The sequence below is a fragment of the Phenylobacterium sp. VNQ135 genome (genome assembly GCF_049445735.1).
Taxonomy (GTDB): domain Bacteria; phylum Pseudomonadota; class Alphaproteobacteria; order Caulobacterales; family Caulobacteraceae; genus Phenylobacterium.
In genome coordinates this window covers 113793-130579 of the sequence record NZ_JBMSDS010000003.1, presented here as the reverse complement: position 1 = coordinate 130579, position 16787 = coordinate 113793, and the positions used below count along the sequence as shown (strand labels likewise).

The 16787-nt window shown below is 70.5% G+C and carries 15 protein-coding genes and 1 tRNA gene; 5 read left to right on the top strand and 11 right to left on the bottom strand.

Annotated elements, in window-relative coordinates:
- The first annotated feature begins 64 nt into the window (after positions 1-64).
- Positions 65-1927, top strand: coding sequence for a TonB-dependent receptor domain-containing protein (locus ACO2Q0_RS11790; protein ID WP_423351718.1), 1863 nt, complete (start codon positions 65-67; stop codon positions 1925-1927).
- Here ACO2Q0_RS11790 and ACO2Q0_RS11785 read toward each other — a convergent pair.
- Together ACO2Q0_RS11785 and ACO2Q0_RS11780 are read right to left on the bottom strand one after the other, a co-directional pair.
- Positions 1924-2730, bottom strand: coding sequence for a transglutaminase-like domain-containing protein (locus ACO2Q0_RS11785; RefSeq protein WP_423351717.1), 807 nt, complete (start codon positions 2728-2730; stop codon positions 1924-1926). The genes ACO2Q0_RS11790 and ACO2Q0_RS11785 overlap by 4 nt on opposite strands.
- 14 nt (positions 2731-2744) lie before the next feature.
- Positions 2745-3662, bottom strand: coding sequence for a transglutaminase family protein (locus tag ACO2Q0_RS11780; RefSeq protein ID WP_423351716.1), 918 nt, complete (start codon positions 3660-3662; stop codon positions 2745-2747).
- A gap of 77 nt (positions 3663-3739) precedes the next feature.
- Between ACO2Q0_RS11780 and ACO2Q0_RS11775 the strand changes: the two genes are divergently transcribed.
- The gene (locus ACO2Q0_RS11775) at positions 3740-4450 is read left to right on the top strand and encodes an N-formylglutamate amidohydrolase (protein WP_423351715.1); all 711 of its coding nucleotides are present in this window, start codon (positions 3740-3742) and stop codon (positions 4448-4450) included.
- Here the strand turns inward: ACO2Q0_RS11775 and ACO2Q0_RS11770 are convergent.
- Both ACO2Q0_RS11770 and ACO2Q0_RS11765 read right to left on the bottom strand, forming a co-directional pair.
- On the bottom strand, positions 4447-5475 hold the full coding sequence (locus ACO2Q0_RS11770; protein WP_423351714.1) for a hypothetical protein: 1029 nt from the start codon (positions 5473-5475) through the stop codon (positions 4447-4449). The genes ACO2Q0_RS11775 and ACO2Q0_RS11770 overlap by 4 nt on opposite strands.
- An 83-nt stretch (positions 5476-5558) precedes the next feature.
- Positions 5559-8888 (bottom strand): amidohydrolase family protein, encoded by a 3330-nt coding sequence (locus ACO2Q0_RS11765; RefSeq protein ID WP_423351713.1) that lies wholly within the window; start codon positions 8886-8888, stop codon positions 5559-5561.
- 104 nt (positions 8889-8992) lie between these two features.
- Here ACO2Q0_RS11765 and ACO2Q0_RS11760 point away from each other — a divergent pair, with 104 nt between their 5' ends.
- The gene (locus ACO2Q0_RS11760; RefSeq protein WP_423351712.1) at positions 8993-9490 is read left to right on the top strand and encodes an FKBP-type peptidyl-prolyl cis-trans isomerase; all 498 of its coding nucleotides are present in this window, start codon (positions 8993-8995) and stop codon (positions 9488-9490) included.
- Positions 9491-9494: 4 nt separating this feature from the next.
- Here ACO2Q0_RS11760 and ACO2Q0_RS11755 read toward each other — a convergent pair whose 3' ends face one another.
- Positions 9495-9926, bottom strand: coding sequence for a DUF983 domain-containing protein (locus ACO2Q0_RS11755; protein WP_423351711.1), 432 nt, complete (start codon positions 9924-9926; stop codon positions 9495-9497).
- Between the two features lie 50 nt (positions 9927-9976).
- Here ACO2Q0_RS11755 and ACO2Q0_RS11750 point away from each other — a divergent pair, with 50 nt between their 5' ends.
- Positions 9977-11335 (top strand): PLP-dependent aminotransferase family protein, encoded by a 1359-nt coding sequence (locus tag ACO2Q0_RS11750; RefSeq protein WP_423351710.1) that lies wholly within the window; start codon positions 9977-9979, stop codon positions 11333-11335.
- Positions 11336-11337: 2 nt separating this feature from the next.
- Here ACO2Q0_RS11750 and ACO2Q0_RS11745 read toward each other — a convergent pair.
- A tRNA-Leu gene (locus tag ACO2Q0_RS11745) sits at positions 11338-11423 on the bottom strand.
- A gap of 45 nt (positions 11424-11468) precedes the next feature.
- Positions 11469-11873 (bottom strand): hypothetical protein, encoded by a 405-nt coding sequence (locus ACO2Q0_RS11740; RefSeq protein ID WP_423351709.1) that lies wholly within the window; start codon positions 11871-11873, stop codon positions 11469-11471.
- Positions 11874-11959: 86 nt separating this feature from the next.
- Here ACO2Q0_RS11740 and purU point away from each other — a divergent pair, with 86 nt between their 5' ends.
- Positions 11960-12802 carry a formyltetrahydrofolate deformylase gene (purU, locus tag ACO2Q0_RS11735; RefSeq protein WP_423351708.1) on the top strand — a complete coding sequence of 281 codons (843 nt, stop codon included), beginning with the start codon at positions 11960-11962 and terminating at the stop codon, positions 12800-12802.
- Here purU and ACO2Q0_RS11730 read toward each other — a convergent pair.
- The 4 genes from ACO2Q0_RS11730 to ACO2Q0_RS11715 all read right to left on the bottom strand — a co-directional run bounded on the left by ACO2Q0_RS11730 (position 12792) and on the right by ACO2Q0_RS11715 (position 16671).
- On the bottom strand, positions 12792-13502 hold the full coding sequence (locus ACO2Q0_RS11730; protein ID WP_423352264.1) for a sulfite exporter TauE/SafE family protein: 711 nt from the start codon (positions 13500-13502) through the stop codon (positions 12792-12794). The genes purU and ACO2Q0_RS11730 overlap by 11 nt on opposite strands.
- A 61-nt stretch (positions 13503-13563) precedes the next feature.
- Positions 13564-14358 (bottom strand): enoyl-CoA hydratase/isomerase family protein, encoded by a 795-nt coding sequence (locus tag ACO2Q0_RS11725; protein WP_423351707.1) that lies wholly within the window; start codon positions 14356-14358, stop codon positions 13564-13566.
- Positions 14358-15137 (bottom strand): SDR family NAD(P)-dependent oxidoreductase, encoded by a 780-nt coding sequence (locus ACO2Q0_RS11720; RefSeq protein WP_423351706.1) that lies wholly within the window; start codon positions 15135-15137, stop codon positions 14358-14360. Before ACO2Q0_RS11720 ends, ACO2Q0_RS11725 begins: the two co-directional genes overlap by 1 nt.
- A 73-nt stretch (positions 15138-15210) precedes the next feature.
- The gene (locus tag ACO2Q0_RS11715; protein WP_423352263.1) at positions 15211-16671 is read right to left on the bottom strand and encodes an efflux RND transporter permease subunit; all 1461 of its coding nucleotides are present in this window, start codon (positions 16669-16671) and stop codon (positions 15211-15213) included.
- Positions 16672-16787: the final 116 nt, after the last annotated feature.

The following is a 16787-nucleotide window of genomic DNA, read 5'->3' as shown; positions in this document are numbered from 1 at the left end:
ACCCCTGTTCGCCGGGATTACACGGATGTCACGTATCACCGTTCTGATTTTCGCGAGCGCCTCGATGGCTGGTCCCGTGGCGGCGCAGGACAATGCATTGCGCTCGGCCGCCGACGCCTTCGGCGAGCGTGTCGGCATCGAGCAGATCGGCCTCTACAACGAGGGCCAGGTCCGCGGCTTCGACCTCAACAACTCGGGCGCCTACCGGATCAATGACGCCTACTTCAGCCGCGCCATCGGCCTGAACGATCCGGTGCTCGCCGGCGTCAGCGTCCGGGTGGGCGTCAGCGCCGCCCGCCTCGCCTACCCCGCGCCATCGGGCGTGGTCAGCTACCGCCTGCGCGAGCCGGGCCCCAAGAACACCTTCAGCCTCGGCGCTGGCCTGCGCGACTACGGAACACAGGCCATCGAGTTCAACGGCTCGTGGAAGGACGAAGCCGACCGCTTCGGCCTGGCCGGCGGCGCGGTCTGGCGCCCGGTCGCGCGCTGGGGACCCGGCACGAAGGGCGAGGCCGTGGACGTGGGGGCTGTCGGCCGTTGGCGGCTGGGCGAGACCCAGACCATCCGCGCCTTCGCCACGGCCTACAAGCGGCGCTACAACGGAGACTACGCCATGAAGTCGGCGGACGGCGCGCTGCCGCCCCCGGCGCGCGAACAGCACGCCTACACTCCCGAGTGGGCCAGGGCCGATGCGCTGAACGCCAACTTCGGCGCGCTCTACAACGGCGCCTTCGGCCCCTGGTCGGTCGACCTCTCCGCCTTCCACTCCCTCTTCGACGGCGAGCGGACGGACTTCACCCTGGTGGAGACCCGCGCCGACGGCAGTGCGAACGCGACCCTGTTCATGAACCCGGGCAAGGACACCGTGGCCGACTCCGTCGAGGCCCGCGTCAGCCGGGTCTTCGACGCGGGCGGACTCAGCCATCTGGTCAGCGCCTCGGTGCGCGGGCGGCGAACCGAGGTGGAACTGACCACCAGTCTGGCCGTCCCCCTCGGATCGCTGACACTGGACGGCGACGTGCCGACGCCGCCTGAACCCGCCTGGGCCGGCCGGCGGGGCCTGGACACGGTCGAGCAGGTCACGGCCTCGGTCGGCTACGGCGTCGTCTGGGCCGACCGGCTGCAGGTGCGCCTGGGCGCCCATCGCACCCGCTACGAAAAGGACGTCCGTACCGTGACGGGCGTGCAGACCCGCGGCGTCGATCGAACCACGCTGTACAATGCCTCGGCCGTCTGGAGCCTGAGCCCGCGGACCTCGGTCTTCGCCAGCTGGGTGACGGGCCTGGAGGAGTCCGGCGTCGCCCCGCAGAGCGCCGTCAACGCCAATGAGGTCCTGGCTCCCGTCGAGGCCGAGCAGTACGAACTCGGCGTCCGCCACGCCGTGACCGACGGCCTCACCCTCATCGGCGCCCTGTTCGAGGTCTCCAAGCCGACCACTGGCATGCGCGCGGACGGCACGTTCGGCTTTGTGGGCGAGGTGGCCCATCGCGGGGTCGAGGGTTCGCTGGCCGGCCGCCTCGACGAGAAGACCAGCATCGTCCTGGGCGCCGTCGTCTTCCAGCCCAAGGTCTCGGGGCCGCTCGTGGAAGCCGGCGTCGTCGGCGATCGGGCGGCGGGCATCTCCGATGTCGTCGCCAACGCCAGCATGGAGCGCCAGCTCGGCGGCGGCTGGTCGGTGGACGCCCAGCTGACCTACTGGTCCGACCGCTGGGCCGACACGCGCAACACCTTCAAGACGCCCTCCCAGGTGCAGCTCAACGTCGGCGCGCGGCGCCGGTTCGAGCTCCAGGGCCGGCCTGCGCAGCTTCGCCTGCTGGCCACCAACGTCACCGGCGGCGAAGGCTGGTGGGCGACGCCTTCGGGTCAGCTCTGGCCGGTCACGCCGACAACCGTCCGGGCCATGCTCACCGTGAATTTCGGCGGCTAGGGCAGTTCCTCGGTCACGACCTTGAACCCGCTCAAGGCCGCCGGGCCGAAATGGGTGGTGATCGCCACGTCCGTGGCGTCGCGGCCGACGGCCATCAGGATCCGCCCGATGCGCGGCCGGTTGTGGCGTGCGTCGAACGTATGCCACGTGCCGCCCAGCCACACCTGGAACCAGGCGCTGAAGTCCATCGGCGCGTCGGAGGCCGGAACCCCGATGTCGCCAAGGTAGCCGGTGCAGTAGCGCGCGGGAATGTTGAGGCACCGGCAGAGCGTGATGGCCAGGTGCGCGTAGTCTCGGCAGACCCCGCAGCCTTCCTCATGGGCCTCGTGCGCGGTCCGGGTCGCCCGGGCATGTTGGTAGCCGAACGCGATGCGGGCGTGCGCATAGTCGACCACCGCCTGCACCCGCGCCCACCCCAGCGGCGTGTCGCCGAAGGTGCGCCAGGCCAGGTCGCTCAGCAACTCGGTGTCGCAGTAGCGGGACGGCAGCAGGTATTCGACGACGTGGTCGGGCAGGTCCTCGACGGCGTGCTGCACGGCCTCGGGCCGCTGCGGATCGGGCTCCCCGTCGTCGCGGATCACGAAGTCCGAGCGCAGGGTGATGCGGCCCGCGGGCGCGACGAGCCGGCCGCAGACGTTGCCGAACGTGTCCATGTAAAGCCGCACGGGGACCACCGGCTCGGTCTGGATCGTGTCGGGCGTTTCAAGGTCCGCGGCGCGCTCGGGGCGCACGTTCAGCATGAGCAGCATGGGCGTCGGCGCCGGGCAGTCGTAGCTGATCTCGTAGCCTGCCCTGATGCGCATGAACGACCTCTGCCTTACCGAGCTATCGCAACCCTCGAAACGGCCTGGGGTTTCGCCGCGCTCGCCGCTTGTGGCGAGATATCGACCTCGACGTCCATTCCGAGGTAGTCGCCCGGCTCGCCTGCATACGTTCCGTGCAGCGGGAGGGCCTCGCGCGGATCGGCGACGACGGCGACCCGGATCAGGTCCGCGCCGCCGATGATGCCGTTGGTGGGATCGAAATCGGTCCAGCCGCAGCCGGGCACATAGGCGCGCACCCACGCATGGGTGTGCCCGCCGCCCTTCCGCCCCTTGCGCGAGCTCGAATAGACGTAGCCGGAGACGAACCGCGCCGCGATCCCAAGGCTGCGCACCGCCTCCATCATCAGCACTGCGAAGTCTCGGCAGCTGCCGGTGCGGGTTTCCAGCGTCTCGACCGGCGTCTGCGGGGCGCCGCTCAGGCGAAGGCGGTAGGCGAAGCCCTCGCGGATAGCGTGGGTCATGTCGATCAGCGCCTCGGAGGCGCGCGTCGGTCCCGCCGGCCGAAGGAAACCGCGGGCCCACGCCGAGACCTCCCCGGTGTCGTGCCGCCAGCGGGCGAGAGACCGGGCGAGTTCCGGCGTCTCGTGATCGTCGTACAGCGGCCTGTCCCCGCCCAGGAAGACGCCGTCGTCCTCCAGATCGAAGCCGCCGTGCGGCGCGTGCTCCAGCAGGATTCGGCTCTCGAAGCTCAACCGGTCCGCGCGCCGGTCGAACCGGGCGACCCCGACGCTCGCTCCGGCGGCGTCGTGCACCTGGCGGAACATCCCCGGCTCGGGCGATATCTCCAGTTCGGCCGACAGCACCCGCTGGTCGAACGCCTCCAGCGGCCGGAACATCATCCGATGCTCGCCGAACGCGACCGGCTTACGATACCGGTAGGTGGTCAGGTGACGGATGGAGACGACCGGCATTGGAAAAGGGTGGAAGCGATTCCGCGGCGCGGTCCACGCGACGGCTCGCCTCAGATGACGCTTCGCCCGCGATTGTCATGAATCCAGGCGGTCGCGCGCCGTTCGTGCTGCTGGGCGATCACGCGGGACGCGAGATCCCGCCGCCGCTGAAGGGGCTGGGCGTGTCCGCCGCCGAGATGGATCGCCACATCGCGTGGGATATCGGCGTCGCCGGCCTCGGGGCGCGGCTCTCCGAACGGCTCGACGCCGTGTTCGTCGCCCAGCGCTATTCGCGGCTCGTCATCGACTGCAATCGCGACCCCGCGCGGCCGGACGCCTGTCCCGAGATCAGCGACGGCACGCCGATCCCCGGCAACGTCGGCCTCACGCCGGCCGACCGGCTGGCCCGCGTGGAGGCGGTGTTCCGACCCTATCACGACGCCATCGCGGCCCAGCTCGACGCCCGGGGAGGCCGGCCGGTGATCGTCGCCCTTCACTCCTTCACGCCAACGATGAACGGGTTCGCGCGCCCGTGGCGATACGGCGTGCTGCACCTGGAGGACTCGCCGCTCTCGGCCGCCATGCTGACGCGGCTGCGCGCGGAGCCGGACCTGCAGCCGGTCGGCGACAACGAGCCCTACCGCATGGACGGCACGGACTTCACCGTGCCGCACCACGCCCACGGCCGTGGCCTCGACTACGTGGAGCTGGAAGTGCGCCAGGATCTGCTGGCCGACCCGACCGGCCAGCAGGCGGAGGCCGAACGTCTCGCCCGGCTCCTGCCGCTGGCGCTCGCCGATCTCGGCTAGTCGGCGGCGGCCTGGGCCTTGCCGCCCTTGGCCGACACCATCAGCTTCACCAGCTCCTCGGTGACGTGCGGCTCCAGGCCCTCGGTATGGCCCTTGTCCACGCGCACCACGTCGGCGACCACCCGGCCGTCGCGGCACTTGTCGAACGCCCACTCGCGCGCCGTTCCCGGCCGCGCCTTCATGCCCCAGACCTTGTAGCCGGCGCGCTGGAAGTCCCAGACGTATCCGGGCTTGTCGTCCACGATGTCCTTGCGCCGCACGCGCGGACCGCAGCCGAAGCGTTCGGCCAGCGGCGAGGTCTCGGGCAGGCTCTCGATCTCATACTCACCGACGGCGAAGATGTGCGAGAAGTCGCAGGCCGGGCCGGAGCTCGCGGGGATGGCCGGCCTTGGCCGCGGGTCCGGCGGCGAGCCGTCGGCCTTCGGCGGCCCGAACTGCGCCACGAACGGCGCCTGGCCCACACGGCCGCCCGACAGGCTCAGCCAGCCGTCCACCTTGTCCTTGAAGAAGTCCGTGCAGACGATGCGGCTGGACGTGAGCCCGCCCTGGCTGTGGCCCGCCAGCCAGAACGACTTGATGTTCTTCTGGCCGAAGGTGTCGAACACCCAGGTGGTGATGTTCTGCAGGTGGGCGTCGTCGGCCGCGCCGTCCCACCGCCGGACCGGCGTCGCCGTCGCAGCCGTGGGCGTCGCCACGACCAGGCGATACTTCTCCTTGTAGTCGGCGACCGGGAAGTAGTGCCGCTGCCAGTTGCCGACCGAGCCGGCCCCGTGGAGGTTCAGGACGAACACCACCTTCTCGCCGGGCTTCAGGTCGCACGGGTAGTCCAGCCAGAACTTGCGGCCGGTCTTGGCGTCGGTCGCGTTGCCGAGGTTGGCGAGATCCCCGCTCGTGGCGCAGGCTTCGCCCACGCAGCGGGCCGGCGGCGGGCTGGTGCAGGCCACGCCGCCCACGTCACGCGCCATCGCCGGCACCGCCCACAACGTCAGCACGGCCGCGGCCGCGCCCCACACGATCTTCGACATCCTCAAACCTCCCCAGCGGGCGCCTTTCGGTGGCGGCGCCTCGCCGGGAAGGTCGGGGCTCAACCTTGCAGCCGTATTTCAGCTCACTCCCACCAGTAAGGCGCGCGCTTCGTCTCGCCGGTGACCACCTCGTTCATGGTCATCGGGTCGTACATGCGGCCGCCCACCATCACCCGGTGCACCGTTTCGGAGTTGCGGATGTTGGTGGTCGGGTCGGCGTCCAGCACCACCAGGTCGGCCAGCTTGCCGACCTCCAGCGAGCCGATGTCGGCGTCCATGCCCAGCGATCTGGCCGGCACGATGGTGCCCGCCCGCAGCGCCTCGACGGGGCTCATGCCGCCGCGCACGAACGACCACAGCTCCCAGTGCGAGCCGATGCCGGCCTGCTGGCCGTGCGCGCCGATCGAGACCTGCACGCCCCGCTTGGCCAGCTTGTGCGCCTCGCGCGCGTTGTCGTCGTCGACATAGTCGCTCTCCGGCGCGATGGCGCGGCGCACGTTGTCGGCGTTGAGCTGCGTCGGCGGGATGTTGGCCTTCAGCACCGGCTGGTCGAAGACGTCCGTGTGAGAGCGCCAGTAGCGGTCGCCGTCCAGGCCGCCGAACGAGACGATCAGGGTCGGCGTGTACTGGGTCTTCGACTGGCTGAAGTAGCTCAGCACGTCCTCGTACAGCCGAAGCTGCGGGATGTTGTGCTCCAGCGTCGAGTTGCCGTCGGCGATGATGGTCATGTCCTGGCCGAACATCGCCCCGCCCTCGGCCACCACCTGCATGTTCTCGCGGCGCGCGGCCTCGACGATCTGCTGGCGCTGCTCGCGGCGCGGCTGGTTGTAGTTCTTGACGCTGTGGCCGCCCTCGGCCTTCAGCCGCCGCACGTGGGCGAGCGCGTCGTCCAGGCTGTTGATCTCCGCATAGTTGCGCGGCGACTTCGCGCCATAGACCACCTCGCCGGTGGAGAAGATGTGCGGGCCCACGATCTTGCCGGCCCGCTGCAGCTCCTGGGCGGCGAACACCTCGGCGGCGCGGCTCGAGGGATCGTGGATCGTCGTCGTGCCCATCGCCAGGTTGACCATCAGCGACCAGTTCTGCTGCGGCACCAGCTCATCGACGCCGTAAGGGCCGTGGGCGTGGGCGTCGATCAGGCCCGGAATGATGGTCTTGCCGGCCACGTCCACGGTCCTGGCGCCCGCGGGGATCTGCACCTGGCCTCGCGGGCCGACCGCGGCGATGCGGTCGCCCTGGATGACGATCACGCCGTCGTCGATGATCCCGCCGTCCTCGCGGGCCATGGTGACGATCCGCGCGCCCGTCAGGGCCACGGTCCCGGTCGGCTTCGCCGCCGCGACCTCGGTGGCCAGGGAGACGCCTTGGGTCGGCGGTTCGAACTTGGGCGCGTCCTCGCCGGCCGGACCCGAGCGGAACAGCGCCGGCGTGGCGACCGTGTACACGGTCGGTCCCATGCTCCAGTGCAGCTCGCCGCCGTTGTGCGACCAGTGCATCCAGTTCGCGCCGCCCGTGCTGGCCTTCGTCACCGGCATGGGGCCGCCCTTCAGGTCGACCGCCACGTCCTGGCCGCCCGGCATCAGGGGCATGACGTTGACCTCGTAATTCTGGCGGAAGGCGAAGTACTGGCCGTCCGGCGAGACCATGAAGTCGTTCACCAGCTCGCCCTGCGCGTGGACCCGCTTGGCCTCGCCGTTCAGGTCGGTGGAGACGAGCTGCTGCTTGCCCTTCTCCGAGCCCACCATGAACACGCGGTCGTTCGCAGAGCCGAAGTGCGGCGAGCCCATGTCGCGGGCGATGCGCTCGATCGCCCCGCCGCTGGCCGACACGCGATAGACGCCGGGGTTCTCGGACCAGGCGCGCGAAGTCAGGAAGCCGCCCTCGCCCTTTTCGAAGACGATGGTCCTGCCGTCGGGCGAGAACTGCGGCCGGGCGTAGTGGCCGGGTTGGCTGGTGACGTCCTTGGGCGCGCCGCCGCCGGCGCCTACGGTCCTGATCCGGCCCAGGCCCTTGTCGGTCCAGCTCACGAAGGCGACCGTCCTGCCGTCGCGCGACCACGAGGGCCACAGCTCGAAGCTGTCGTCGCTTCCCTTGGTCAGGCGCCGGGCCGCGCCGCCGGCCATCGGCTTCACATAGAGCTTGCCGAGGCTTTCATAGACCACCTGCCGGCCGTCCGGAGAGACCGCCGCGAAGCGCGTCATCTTCGTCGTGAAGCGGTCCGGGGAGACCGCGACCTTCGGATGCGGGGCGTCGATCACCGGCCGGGTGTCGTTCACCCGGAACGGGATCACCCGGGCGTTCGCCCCGTCGGCGTCGACGCGGCGGATCTTGCCGCCGGCCCAGAACACCAGGCTCTTGGAATCCGGGGTCCAGGCGAGGTTCGGGTAAAGGCCGATGACCGCCCAGGTCTCCTGCATGTCGGGATCGAGGTCGGCGTAGATCCTCCGCTCCACGCCCGAGGTCAGGTCCTTCACCCACAGTGCCGACTTCGTCCGCTCGCGCCGGATGAAGGCGATGCTCTTGCCGTCGGGCGAGGGCTGCGGCCGCACCGAGCCGCCGGCGCCGGCCACCGCCGTCGAGGTCTCGCCCGTCGCCAGCTCATAGCGTTCGATGTTGAAGAGGTCGGTGTTGCTGTCCTGGGCGTATTCGAAGATCGGCCCGGGCGTGATGTTGCGGGTGAAGTAGATCGACTTGCCGTCGGGGGCGTAGGTCGGCTCGCCCAGCTCCTTCTGGTGCTGCTCGTTCGGCCGCTTGACCAGCGGCACGCCGCCGCCGCCCGAGACGTGGTACAGCCACACCTCGCCGGTGCCCAGCGAACGACCGGTGGTGAAGTGCTTCTTGGCGGCGATGAAGCGGCCGTCGGGGCTCCAGCTCGGCTGGTTGAGGAGGCGGAACTCCTCCTTGGTCACCTGCCGCTTGTCCGAGCCGTCGGCGTTCATGACCCAGATGTTGTCGCCGCCGCCGCGGTCCGAGGTAAAGGCGATGCGCCTGCCGTCCGGCGAGAAGCGCGGCTGGATTTCCCAGGCGAGGCCTTCGGCGATCCGGGTCGGCGTCCCGCCCGCGATCGGCATCACATAGATGTCGCCCAGCAGGGCGAAGGCGATGGTCCGGCCGTCCGGGCTGACGTCGAGGTCCATCCAGGTGCCCTCGTCGACGTTGATCGCCGCCTGGCGGATCTGGGCGACGGTCGGCGGATTGTTCACGTCCCACTTCGGCGACTTGCCGGTCGCGGCCGGCGCGGCGGCGGTCGGCGCCGTCGGTTTCGGCAGGTCGCGACGGGCGTCCGGGTTCGTCGCCTGGTCCTCGGGCCCCTGGGCGGCCTGCACCGGCGGCGCCGGCTGGACGGGCTGCTGGGCGGCAGCGGGGAGCACCCCGATCGACGCGGCGACAAACAACGCAAGCTTGGACTTCATGGACGCCCCCTCTGATGGCGGCGTCATTGGTAGCAAGCCCGGCCTTGCGCGCAACGGCCGTAAGCACGACGGTGTTCGCCAAGATCGAGGGGAGTCGGGGAAGAATGATCCGCCAAGCCGCCGCAATCGTGGGATGCCTGTTGCTCGGAGCCTGTGCGACGACGGTGAGCCAACCGGCGCCGGCGCCCTCCTCCGACCCGCAGGTGCGCTGGGAACAGGGCCAGGCGGCCTATCTCGCCTGGAACGCCCGCCAGCCCGGCTGGAAGACGACGGCGAGCGGCCTGCAGTACAAGGTGGTGAAGCGGGCGCCGAAATCCGCGCCGAAGCCCGAGCCCGGCGCGACGGTCACCATCCACTACACCGGCACGTTCATCGACGGCCGCAAGTTCGACTCGTCGCGCGACCGCGGCGAGCCGGCCACCTTCCCGCTCGGCCGGCTGATCAAGGGCTGGCAGGAAGGCGTGCCGATGATGCGCAAGGGCGAGCGGTGGCTGTTCGCCATCCCGGCCGACCTCGGCTACGGCGACCGCAACCGCGACCCGATCCCGAACGGCAGCGCCCTGCTCTTCGACATCGAACTCATCGACATCCCGGCGCAGTAGAGGCTCACCAGCCGTTCGGCTTATAGCCCTGCGGGGCCTTGCCGTGGGCGCCGAGGCTGTCCCAGCGCGCCTCTTCGGCCTTGTGGACGTACTGCTCGGCCACGAGCCAGGCCTTCACGGGCCGGAGCGCGCCCAGGCAGCCGCCGATCAGCGCCGGGAAGACGACGGCGAACTGCGCCCAGATCGGCGGGTCGGCCATGACGGCCCACACGCCCCAAAGCGCCGTCACCACGATGGCCACGCCGCTCATGACGAAGAAGGCCGGGCCGTCGGCCGGATCGGCGAAGCTGAAATCCAGCCCGCAGGCCTCGCACTTCGGCGCCACCTTCAGGAAGCCGCGGAAGATCTTGCCTTCGCCGCAGCGCGGGCAGCGGCAGCGCAGGCCGGCGACGAGGGTGGACGGCGTCTGGAACTGGGTCACCGGGAGGCTCTCCATACAATCCCGATTGTAATCCATACAATCTGGCCATAATGTATGGATTGCCGATGCCGATGACAAGCGCCGCCGCCGACAGATCTGCGACCTCATGGCTCGCCCGCGTGCGGCCCGGCGGTCCCGTGTATCTCGCGATCCTCGCTGCGCTCACCGAAGCGATCCGGACCGGCGAACTCCAGCCGGGCGACCGGCTCCCGCCCCAGCGCACGGTCGCCGAGCGGCTGGGGGTCGACCTCACCACCGTCACCCGCGCCTACGCCGCCGCGCGCGACCGCGGGCTGGTGGAGGGCACGGTGGGCCGCGGCACCTTCGTCCGCGCCCGCCGCGAGGAGGACGAGGGCGGCGTCGTCGACCTCTCCATGAACCTGCCGCCTCCGCCCGCCGGCCTCTCGCTCGGCCGGCTGCTGCAAGAGACCTCGGCCGCCATCCTCCAGCGGACCGACGCGGCGACCTTGATGGCCTACCATCCCGGGGCGGGCGCGCTGGGCCAGCGGATCGCCGGCGCCCAATGGCTGGCGCCCCACCTGGGCGAGGTCTCGCCCGAACGCGTGCTGGTCGCGCCGGGCGCGCAGGCGGCGCTGGCCGCCGTGCTCTCCTGCCTCTGCCGCCCGGGCGACGCGGTCGTCGCCGAGACGCTGACCTATCCGGGCTTCCGCAGCATCGCCGCCCCGCTCGGCCTCCGGGTGCTGGCCTGCCCGGTCGACGCCGAAGGTCCCCTGCCCGAGGCGCTGGAGCGCCTCTGCCGGACCGAGCGCCCCCGGGCCCTCTACGTCGTGCCCACGATGCAGAACCCCGTCGCCACGACCATGGGCGAGGCCCGGCGGCGCGACATCGCCCGCATCGCCGAGGCCGCCGACGCCTGGATCCTGGAGGACGATCCCTACAGCCGCCTGTGCGAGGCCCCGCCGCAGGCCCTGGCTGCGTTCGCCCCGGATCGCACCTTCCACATCGGCACCCTCGCCAAATGCCTGACGCCCGGCCTGCGCATCGCCTATGTCGCCGCCCCGCCGGCCCAAGCCGAGCGCGCCGCCGACGCCCTGCGCGCCACCGCCCTGATGACCGCGCCGCTGATGGCGGCGGTGGCCGCAACCTGGATCCGGGAAGGCGCGGCCCAGACCCTGCTGAACGCCGTCCGCGCCGAGGCGATCGCCCGCCGCGCGCTCGCCGCCGAAGCCCTGCCCGCCGCGATCGGCGCGGCCGAAAGCCTGCACGTCTGGCTGCCGCTCACCCCCCGCGCCTCCCCCGACGCCTTGCGCCGCACGGCCCAGGAACGCGGCCTGTCGCTGATCACCAGCGAGGCGTTCGCGACCTCGCCCGAGGCGCCCAACGGCGTCCGCATCTCGCTCGGCGGGGTCTCGAAACGCACGGCGCTCGCCGACGCGCTCCGCAGGCTGGGCGAGATCGTCTGAGCTGGTGGGGACACCGGGGGTCGAACCCGGACGGGCGAGGCCCGAGCGATTTTAAGTCGCTTGCGTCTACCAGTTCCGCCATGTCCCCGGCCGCAAGAGGCCTAGCCGCTATCGCAGGTCCGGTCGATAGGCCTCAGGTGAGCGGTTCCTCCGGCGTCGACGGTGCCTGGGGCGGGACGGCGGGCGCCGGCGGCGCGAGCGGCGCGGGTTGCGTGGGCACGGGCGGCGGCGCGGGCTCGACTGGCGCAGGGGCGGGCTCGACATCGTCCGCTTTCGCCGCGGGCGCCGCCTCCGCCTCCTCGTCCTTCGTCGGGGGCGCTTCGACCTTCGGCTCCGGCGTCTGGGCGGTCGGCGCAGGCGTCGGCATGGGCGGAGCCTGGACCGGCGGCGGAGGCGGCGCCGGCGCCGAGCCCGGCCAGTGGAACTCGACGTCCCGGAACATGCCATGCAGGAAGCTGCCGAGCGCCAGCACCGCCAGCACGATCAGGGCCCGACGCTTGGCCAGGGGGTCCGCGAAACGGCCTTCCACGTAACTCATGCCCGTCACCTTAAGCCCGCGCGCCGCGCCCGCAACGGCTCAACGAGCTTGACCGCCATGCGTTCGCTTGCGAGGTCGCCCGCACGATGATCCTGACGCTGTCCTGTCCCGACCAACCCGGCATCGTGGCCCGGGTCTCCGCCCTGCTGTTCGAGCGCGGCGCGAATATCCTCGACGCCCAGCAGTTCGACGACGAGGAGACGGGCCGCTTCTTCATGCGCGTGGTGTTCGATCCCGGCGCGGCGGGCGTCGACGACTGGCGCGCAGCCTTCCAGCCGCTGGCCGACCGCTACGCCATGACCTGGCAGATGCGCGCCCGAGGCGAGCGCCGCCGGGTGATGATCCTGGCCTCGCAGCAGGACCACTGCCTGGCCGACCTCATCTGGCGCTGGCGCCAGGGCGAGCTGCCGATGGGGATCACCGCGGTCGTGTCCAACCACCCGGCGTCCACCTATCCGCACACCGACCTGCACGGCATCGCCTTCCATCATCTGCCGATCACGGCCGACACCAAGCCGCAGCAGGAAGCCCGCCTCTGGAAGCTGATCCAGGAGACCGGGACCGAGCTCGTCGTGCTCGCGCGCTACATGCAGATCCTCTCGGACGACCTGTCGGGCAAGCTCGAGGGCCGCTGCATCAACATCCACCACTCGTTCCTGCCGGGCTTTAAGGGCGCCAAGCCCTACCATCAGGCGCACGCCCGCGGCGTGAAGGTGATCGGCGCCACCGCCCACTACGTCACCGCCGACCTCGACGAGGGCCCGATCATCGAGCAGGACGTCGAGCGCATCAGCCACCGCGACCATCCGCGCGACCTGGTCCGCAAGGGCCGTGACATCGAACGCCGCGTGCTGGCCCGCGCCGTCCGCTGGCACCTGGAAGACCGGGTCCTGCTGAACGGCCGCAAGACCGTGGTCTTTACGGACTAGCTCTCCACGCCTCCCAAAGGAGCTGGGCGCCGACCACGATCATCAGCCCATAGATGATCGTGTAGAAGCGGTCCGGCTTGACCCGCCGCACCAGCCAGACGCCCGCGAAGGTGGACGCGATCGCCACCGGCGCCAGCACCGCCGAGGTGGCCAGGTTCTGGCGCGTGAACTGGCCGAGCGCGATGTATGCCGGGACCTTCACCCAGTTCACCACCGCAAAGAAGATCGCCGTCGTGCCCACGAGGCTCGCAGGGCTCAGGTTCTTGGGCAGCACCCACATCTGGAACGGCGGCTGGCCGGCATGGGCGATCTGGCTGGTGAAGCCCGACGCCACCCCCAGCGCCGCGCCGACCGGCCAGGGTGCGTTCGACGGCGCCGTCACCCGCCCGCCCCTGGCGCTCCACAGCCGATGGGCCGCGAACAGGATCGAGATCGCGCCCAGCACCGCCAGAACGACCACGGCCGACACCTGCGCCGCAAGCAGATAGCCCAGGTAGATGCCCACCGCCGCGCTGGGCAGCATCACCGCCAGCACGCCCCGATCCCAGGTCTTCCGGAACGCCCAGACGCCGACCACGTCCTGCACGATCAGGATCGGCAGCAGGATGGCCGCCGCCTGCACGGGCGAGATCGCCAAGGCCAGCAGCGGCATGGCCACCGCGCCCACGCCCGCGAACCCGCCCTTCGCCAGCCCCATCATGACGACCGCGGGAACGGCCAGGGCATAGAACAGCGGATCGGTCAGGAACGGGACCGCCACCTCAGACGAACTTCGGCTTCCGCTTCTCGCGGTGGGAGGCCAGGCCCTCAGCCGCCTCTGGCCCGGTGAAGCCCAGCATCTCCAGCGCCGCCGAGGCGTCGAAGGTCGGCCCGGCCTGGCGCAGCCAGTTGTTGAGCGACAGCTTCGTCCAGCGGATCGCCTGCTGGGCGCCGTTGGCGAGCTTGGTCGCCACCTCCAGCGCCCTGGCGTCCAGCGCCTCGTCCGGTACGCACAGCGACACCAGCCCGATCCGCTCGGCCTCGGCGCCGTTCAGCGGGTCGCAGGTCAGCAGGTAGTACTTGGCCTTGGCCATGCCGCAGAGCAGGGGCCAGACGATCGCGGCGTGGTCGCCGGCCGCCACGCCCAGCCGGGTATGGCCGTCGATGATCTTGGCCTCCGGCGTGACGATCGAGACGTCGGCCAGCAGGCCGCAGACCAGCCCCGCCCCCACCGCCGGCCCGCGCATGGCGCTGACCACCGGCTTGGAGCAGTTGATCACATTGTAGACGATGTCCCGGGCCTCCTTGAGGATCCGGACGCGCATCTCGAAGTCGTCGACGATCTTCTGGATCATCTCGAAGTCGCCGCCGGCCGAGAAGGCGGCGCCCTCCCCCGTCAGGATCGCGCAGCGTACGTCCGGGTCGTCGTCGATCGTCCGCCAGATCTCCGCCAGCTCCCAGTGCATCTGCTGATCGGTGGCGTTGAGCTTGCCGGGATTGCTCATGACGATGCGCAGCACGCCCTCGGCCGGGCGCTCGAACTTCAGCCGCTGGTAGCGCGCGTAGAGGTCGCTCATCAGTAGATCGTATAGCCGCCGTCGATGACGAAGCTGTCCCCGGTGTGGAACTTCGAGGCGTCCGAGGCCAGGTACACGGCGATCCCCGAGAAATCCTCGCCCTCGCCCCAGCGCCGCATCGGCACGCGGCCGATCGCCTTCTCGTTGAAGGTGTCCCAGGCCTGCAGGCCGGCCGTCATGTCCGTGGCGATCCAGCCCGGCAGGATGGAATTGGCCCGGATGCCGTAGCGGGCGTACTCCACCGCCAGGCCCCGCACCATCGACAGCACCGCGCCCTTCGTCGAGGCATAGGCCTGATTGCGCGGCGCACCGTGGATGGCCGACGTCGATGACGTCACCACCAGCGAGCCGCCGGGATCGCCGGCCTTCGAGCGCTCGACCATGTGCTTGGCGGCTTCCCGGAAGGTCCAGAAAACGGCGTCCAGGTTCACCGTCGTCACCCGCCGCCACTTCTCGGTGGTCATTTCCTCGAAGGGCGCGCCGCCGCCGATGCCGGCGTTGGCGGCGCAGAAGTCCAGGCGCCCGAAGGTCTTCAGCACCTCGGCGACGCCGGCCACGATGGCGGCCTCGTCGGCCACGTCCACCTTCTGGACCAGCACCTCGCCGCCGTGGGCCTTGAGCGCCGCCTCGGCCTTGGCGTTCTTCTCCGGGTTCTGCCCCCAGATGGCGACCTTGGCTCCGGCGGCGGCCAGACCCTCGGCCATGCCGAGGCCGATGCCGCCGTTGCCGCCGGTGACCAGAGCCACCTTGCCGGTCAGGTCGAACGGTGTGAACGCCATGGACTTCTCTCCCCTACGTCGTTGCCCGTCACTTGCGCGGGCGACGTAGGGGAGGTCAAGCCAAGGTCAGGGCCTATTCGGCGGGCGCCGCGACCGGCTCCTGCCCCCGCCGGCGCAGCAGCCGCTCCGACAGGCCCCGGCACAGCACATAGAAGGCGGGCGTGAACAGCAGGCCGAAGGCCGTCACGCCGACCATGCCGAAGAACACCGCCGTTCCCAGGGCCTGGCGCATCTCGGCGCCCGGACCGCTCGCGATGACCAGCGGCAGCACGCCCAGGATGAAGGCGAACGAGGTCATTAGGATCGGCCGCAGGCGGGTGCGGGCGGCCTCGACGGCCGCGCGCCAGCGATCCAGTCCCCGGTCCTCGGCCTGCTTGGCGAATTCCACGATCAGGATCGCGTTCTTCGCGGCCAGGCCGATCAGCACCACCAGGCCGATCTGGGTCAGGATGTTGTTGTCCATCCCTCTCAGGTTCAGCCCGAGGATAGCGGCCAGCAGGCACATCGGCACGATCAGTATGATCGCCAGCGGCAGGGTCACGCTCTCGTACTGCGCGGCCAGCAGCAGGAAGACGAACACCACCGCCAAGCCGAAGGCGATCGGCCCGGTGTTGCCGGCCTCCTTCTGGGCGTAGGCCAGTTCGGTCCACTCGGTGCCGAAGCCTTCCGGCAGCCGCTCCTTGGCCAGCTTCTCCACCGCCGCCAGCGCCTGGCCGGACGAGGCGCCCGGCTTGGTGTCGCCCTGCAGCTCTGCCGCCGGATAGAGGTTGTAGCGGACCACGCGATAGGGTCCGGAGTCGTCGCGCACCGTGGCGACGGCGCCCAGCGGCACCATGGCCCCGCTGTCGGACCGTGTCTGCAGCCGCTGGATGTCGGAGGCCTCGTCGCGAAACGGCGCGTCCGCCTGCGCCGTCACCCGGTAGGTGCGGCCCAGGTAGTTGAAGTCGTTCACGAAGGCCGAGCCGAGATAGGTCGACAGCGTCTCGAAGATCCGCTCGGGCGGCACGCCCGCCAGCTCCGCCTTGTCGCGATCGATCTCGGCCCACAGCCGTGGCGTCGAGGTGTTGAACAGCGTGAAGACGGAGGTCAGCTCCTTCTGCTGGTTGCCCTGCATCATCAGGTCGACGGTGGCCTGTTCGAGCGCCCGATAGCCTGCGCCGCCACGGTCCTGGATGATCAGCTTCCAGCCCCCGCCGGTGCCGATGCCCTGGACGGGCGGCGGCTGGATGACCAGGACGTTGGCGCCGGGGATGCCGCCCAGCTTGGCGCGCAGCTCGTCCAGCACCTTGGCGTCGTCGATCCCCTCCTTCTGGCGCTCGTGGAAGTCGGTGAGCGTCAGGAAGATGGTCCCGGCGTTGGGCGCATTGGTGAAGGTCGCGCCGTCCAGGCCCGTGAAGGCCGCGGCGTGGATCACGCCCTTGGTGTCCAGCGCATCGTTGGCCACGCGCCTGACGACGGCGTCCGTGCGCGCCAGGGAGGAGCCCGGCGGAAGCTGCACGACGGCGATGAAATAGCCCTGGTCCTGCGCCGGGATGATAGATATTAGTCATCTCATTGTTTTTCAAACATAATTGCGCCGGATTTCTCCCGCACAATCCATTCACAGACACGGCGAAACAATGACTTAGCGCCGCGATCTGCACGGAACCT

Coding starts and splice junctions, on each gene's coding strand:
- ACO2Q0_RS11740 (WP_423351709.1), bottom strand. CDS start 11,873: ATGAGTTACGTGGAAGGCCGTTTCGCGGACCCCCTGGCCAAGCGTCGG.
- ACO2Q0_RS11790 (WP_423351718.1), top strand. CDS start 65: ATGGCTGGTCCCGTGGCGGCGCAGGACAATGCATTGCGCTCGGCCGCC.
- ACO2Q0_RS11785 (WP_423351717.1), bottom strand. CDS start 2,730: ATGCGCATCAGGGCAGGCTACGAGATCAGCTACGACTGCCCGGCGCCG.
- ACO2Q0_RS11770 (WP_423351714.1), bottom strand. CDS start 5,475: ATGTCGAAGATCGTGTGGGGCGCGGCCGCGGCCGTGCTGACGTTGTGG.
- ACO2Q0_RS11750 (WP_423351710.1), top strand. CDS start 9,977: ATGCCGATGACAAGCGCCGCCGCCGACAGATCTGCGACCTCATGGCTC.
- ACO2Q0_RS11760 (WP_423351712.1), top strand. CDS start 8,993: ATGATCCGCCAAGCCGCCGCAATCGTGGGATGCCTGTTGCTCGGAGCC.
- ACO2Q0_RS11765 (WP_423351713.1), bottom strand. CDS start 8,888: ATGAAGTCCAAGCTTGCGTTGTTTGTCGCCGCGTCGATCGGGGTGCTC.
- ACO2Q0_RS11720 (WP_423351706.1), bottom strand. CDS start 15,137: ATGGCGTTCACACCGTTCGACCTGACCGGCAAGGTGGCTCTGGTCACC.
- ACO2Q0_RS11775 (WP_423351715.1), top strand. CDS start 3,740: ATGAATCCAGGCGGTCGCGCGCCGTTCGTGCTGCTGGGCGATCACGCG.
- ACO2Q0_RS11755 (WP_423351711.1), bottom strand. CDS start 9,926: ATGGAGAGCCTCCCGGTGACCCAGTTCCAGACGCCGTCCACCCTCGTC.
- ACO2Q0_RS11780 (WP_423351716.1), bottom strand. CDS start 3,662: ATGCCGGTCGTCTCCATCCGTCACCTGACCACCTACCGGTATCGTAAG.
- purU (WP_423351708.1), top strand. CDS start 11,960: ATGATCCTGACGCTGTCCTGTCCCGACCAACCCGGCATCGTGGCCCGG.
- ACO2Q0_RS11730 (WP_423352264.1), bottom strand. CDS start 13,502: ATGATGGGGCTGGCGAAGGGCGGGTTCGCGGGCGTGGGCGCGGTGGCC.
- ACO2Q0_RS11725 (WP_423351707.1), bottom strand. CDS start 14,358: ATGAGCGACCTCTACGCGCGCTACCAGCGGCTGAAGTTCGAGCGCCCG.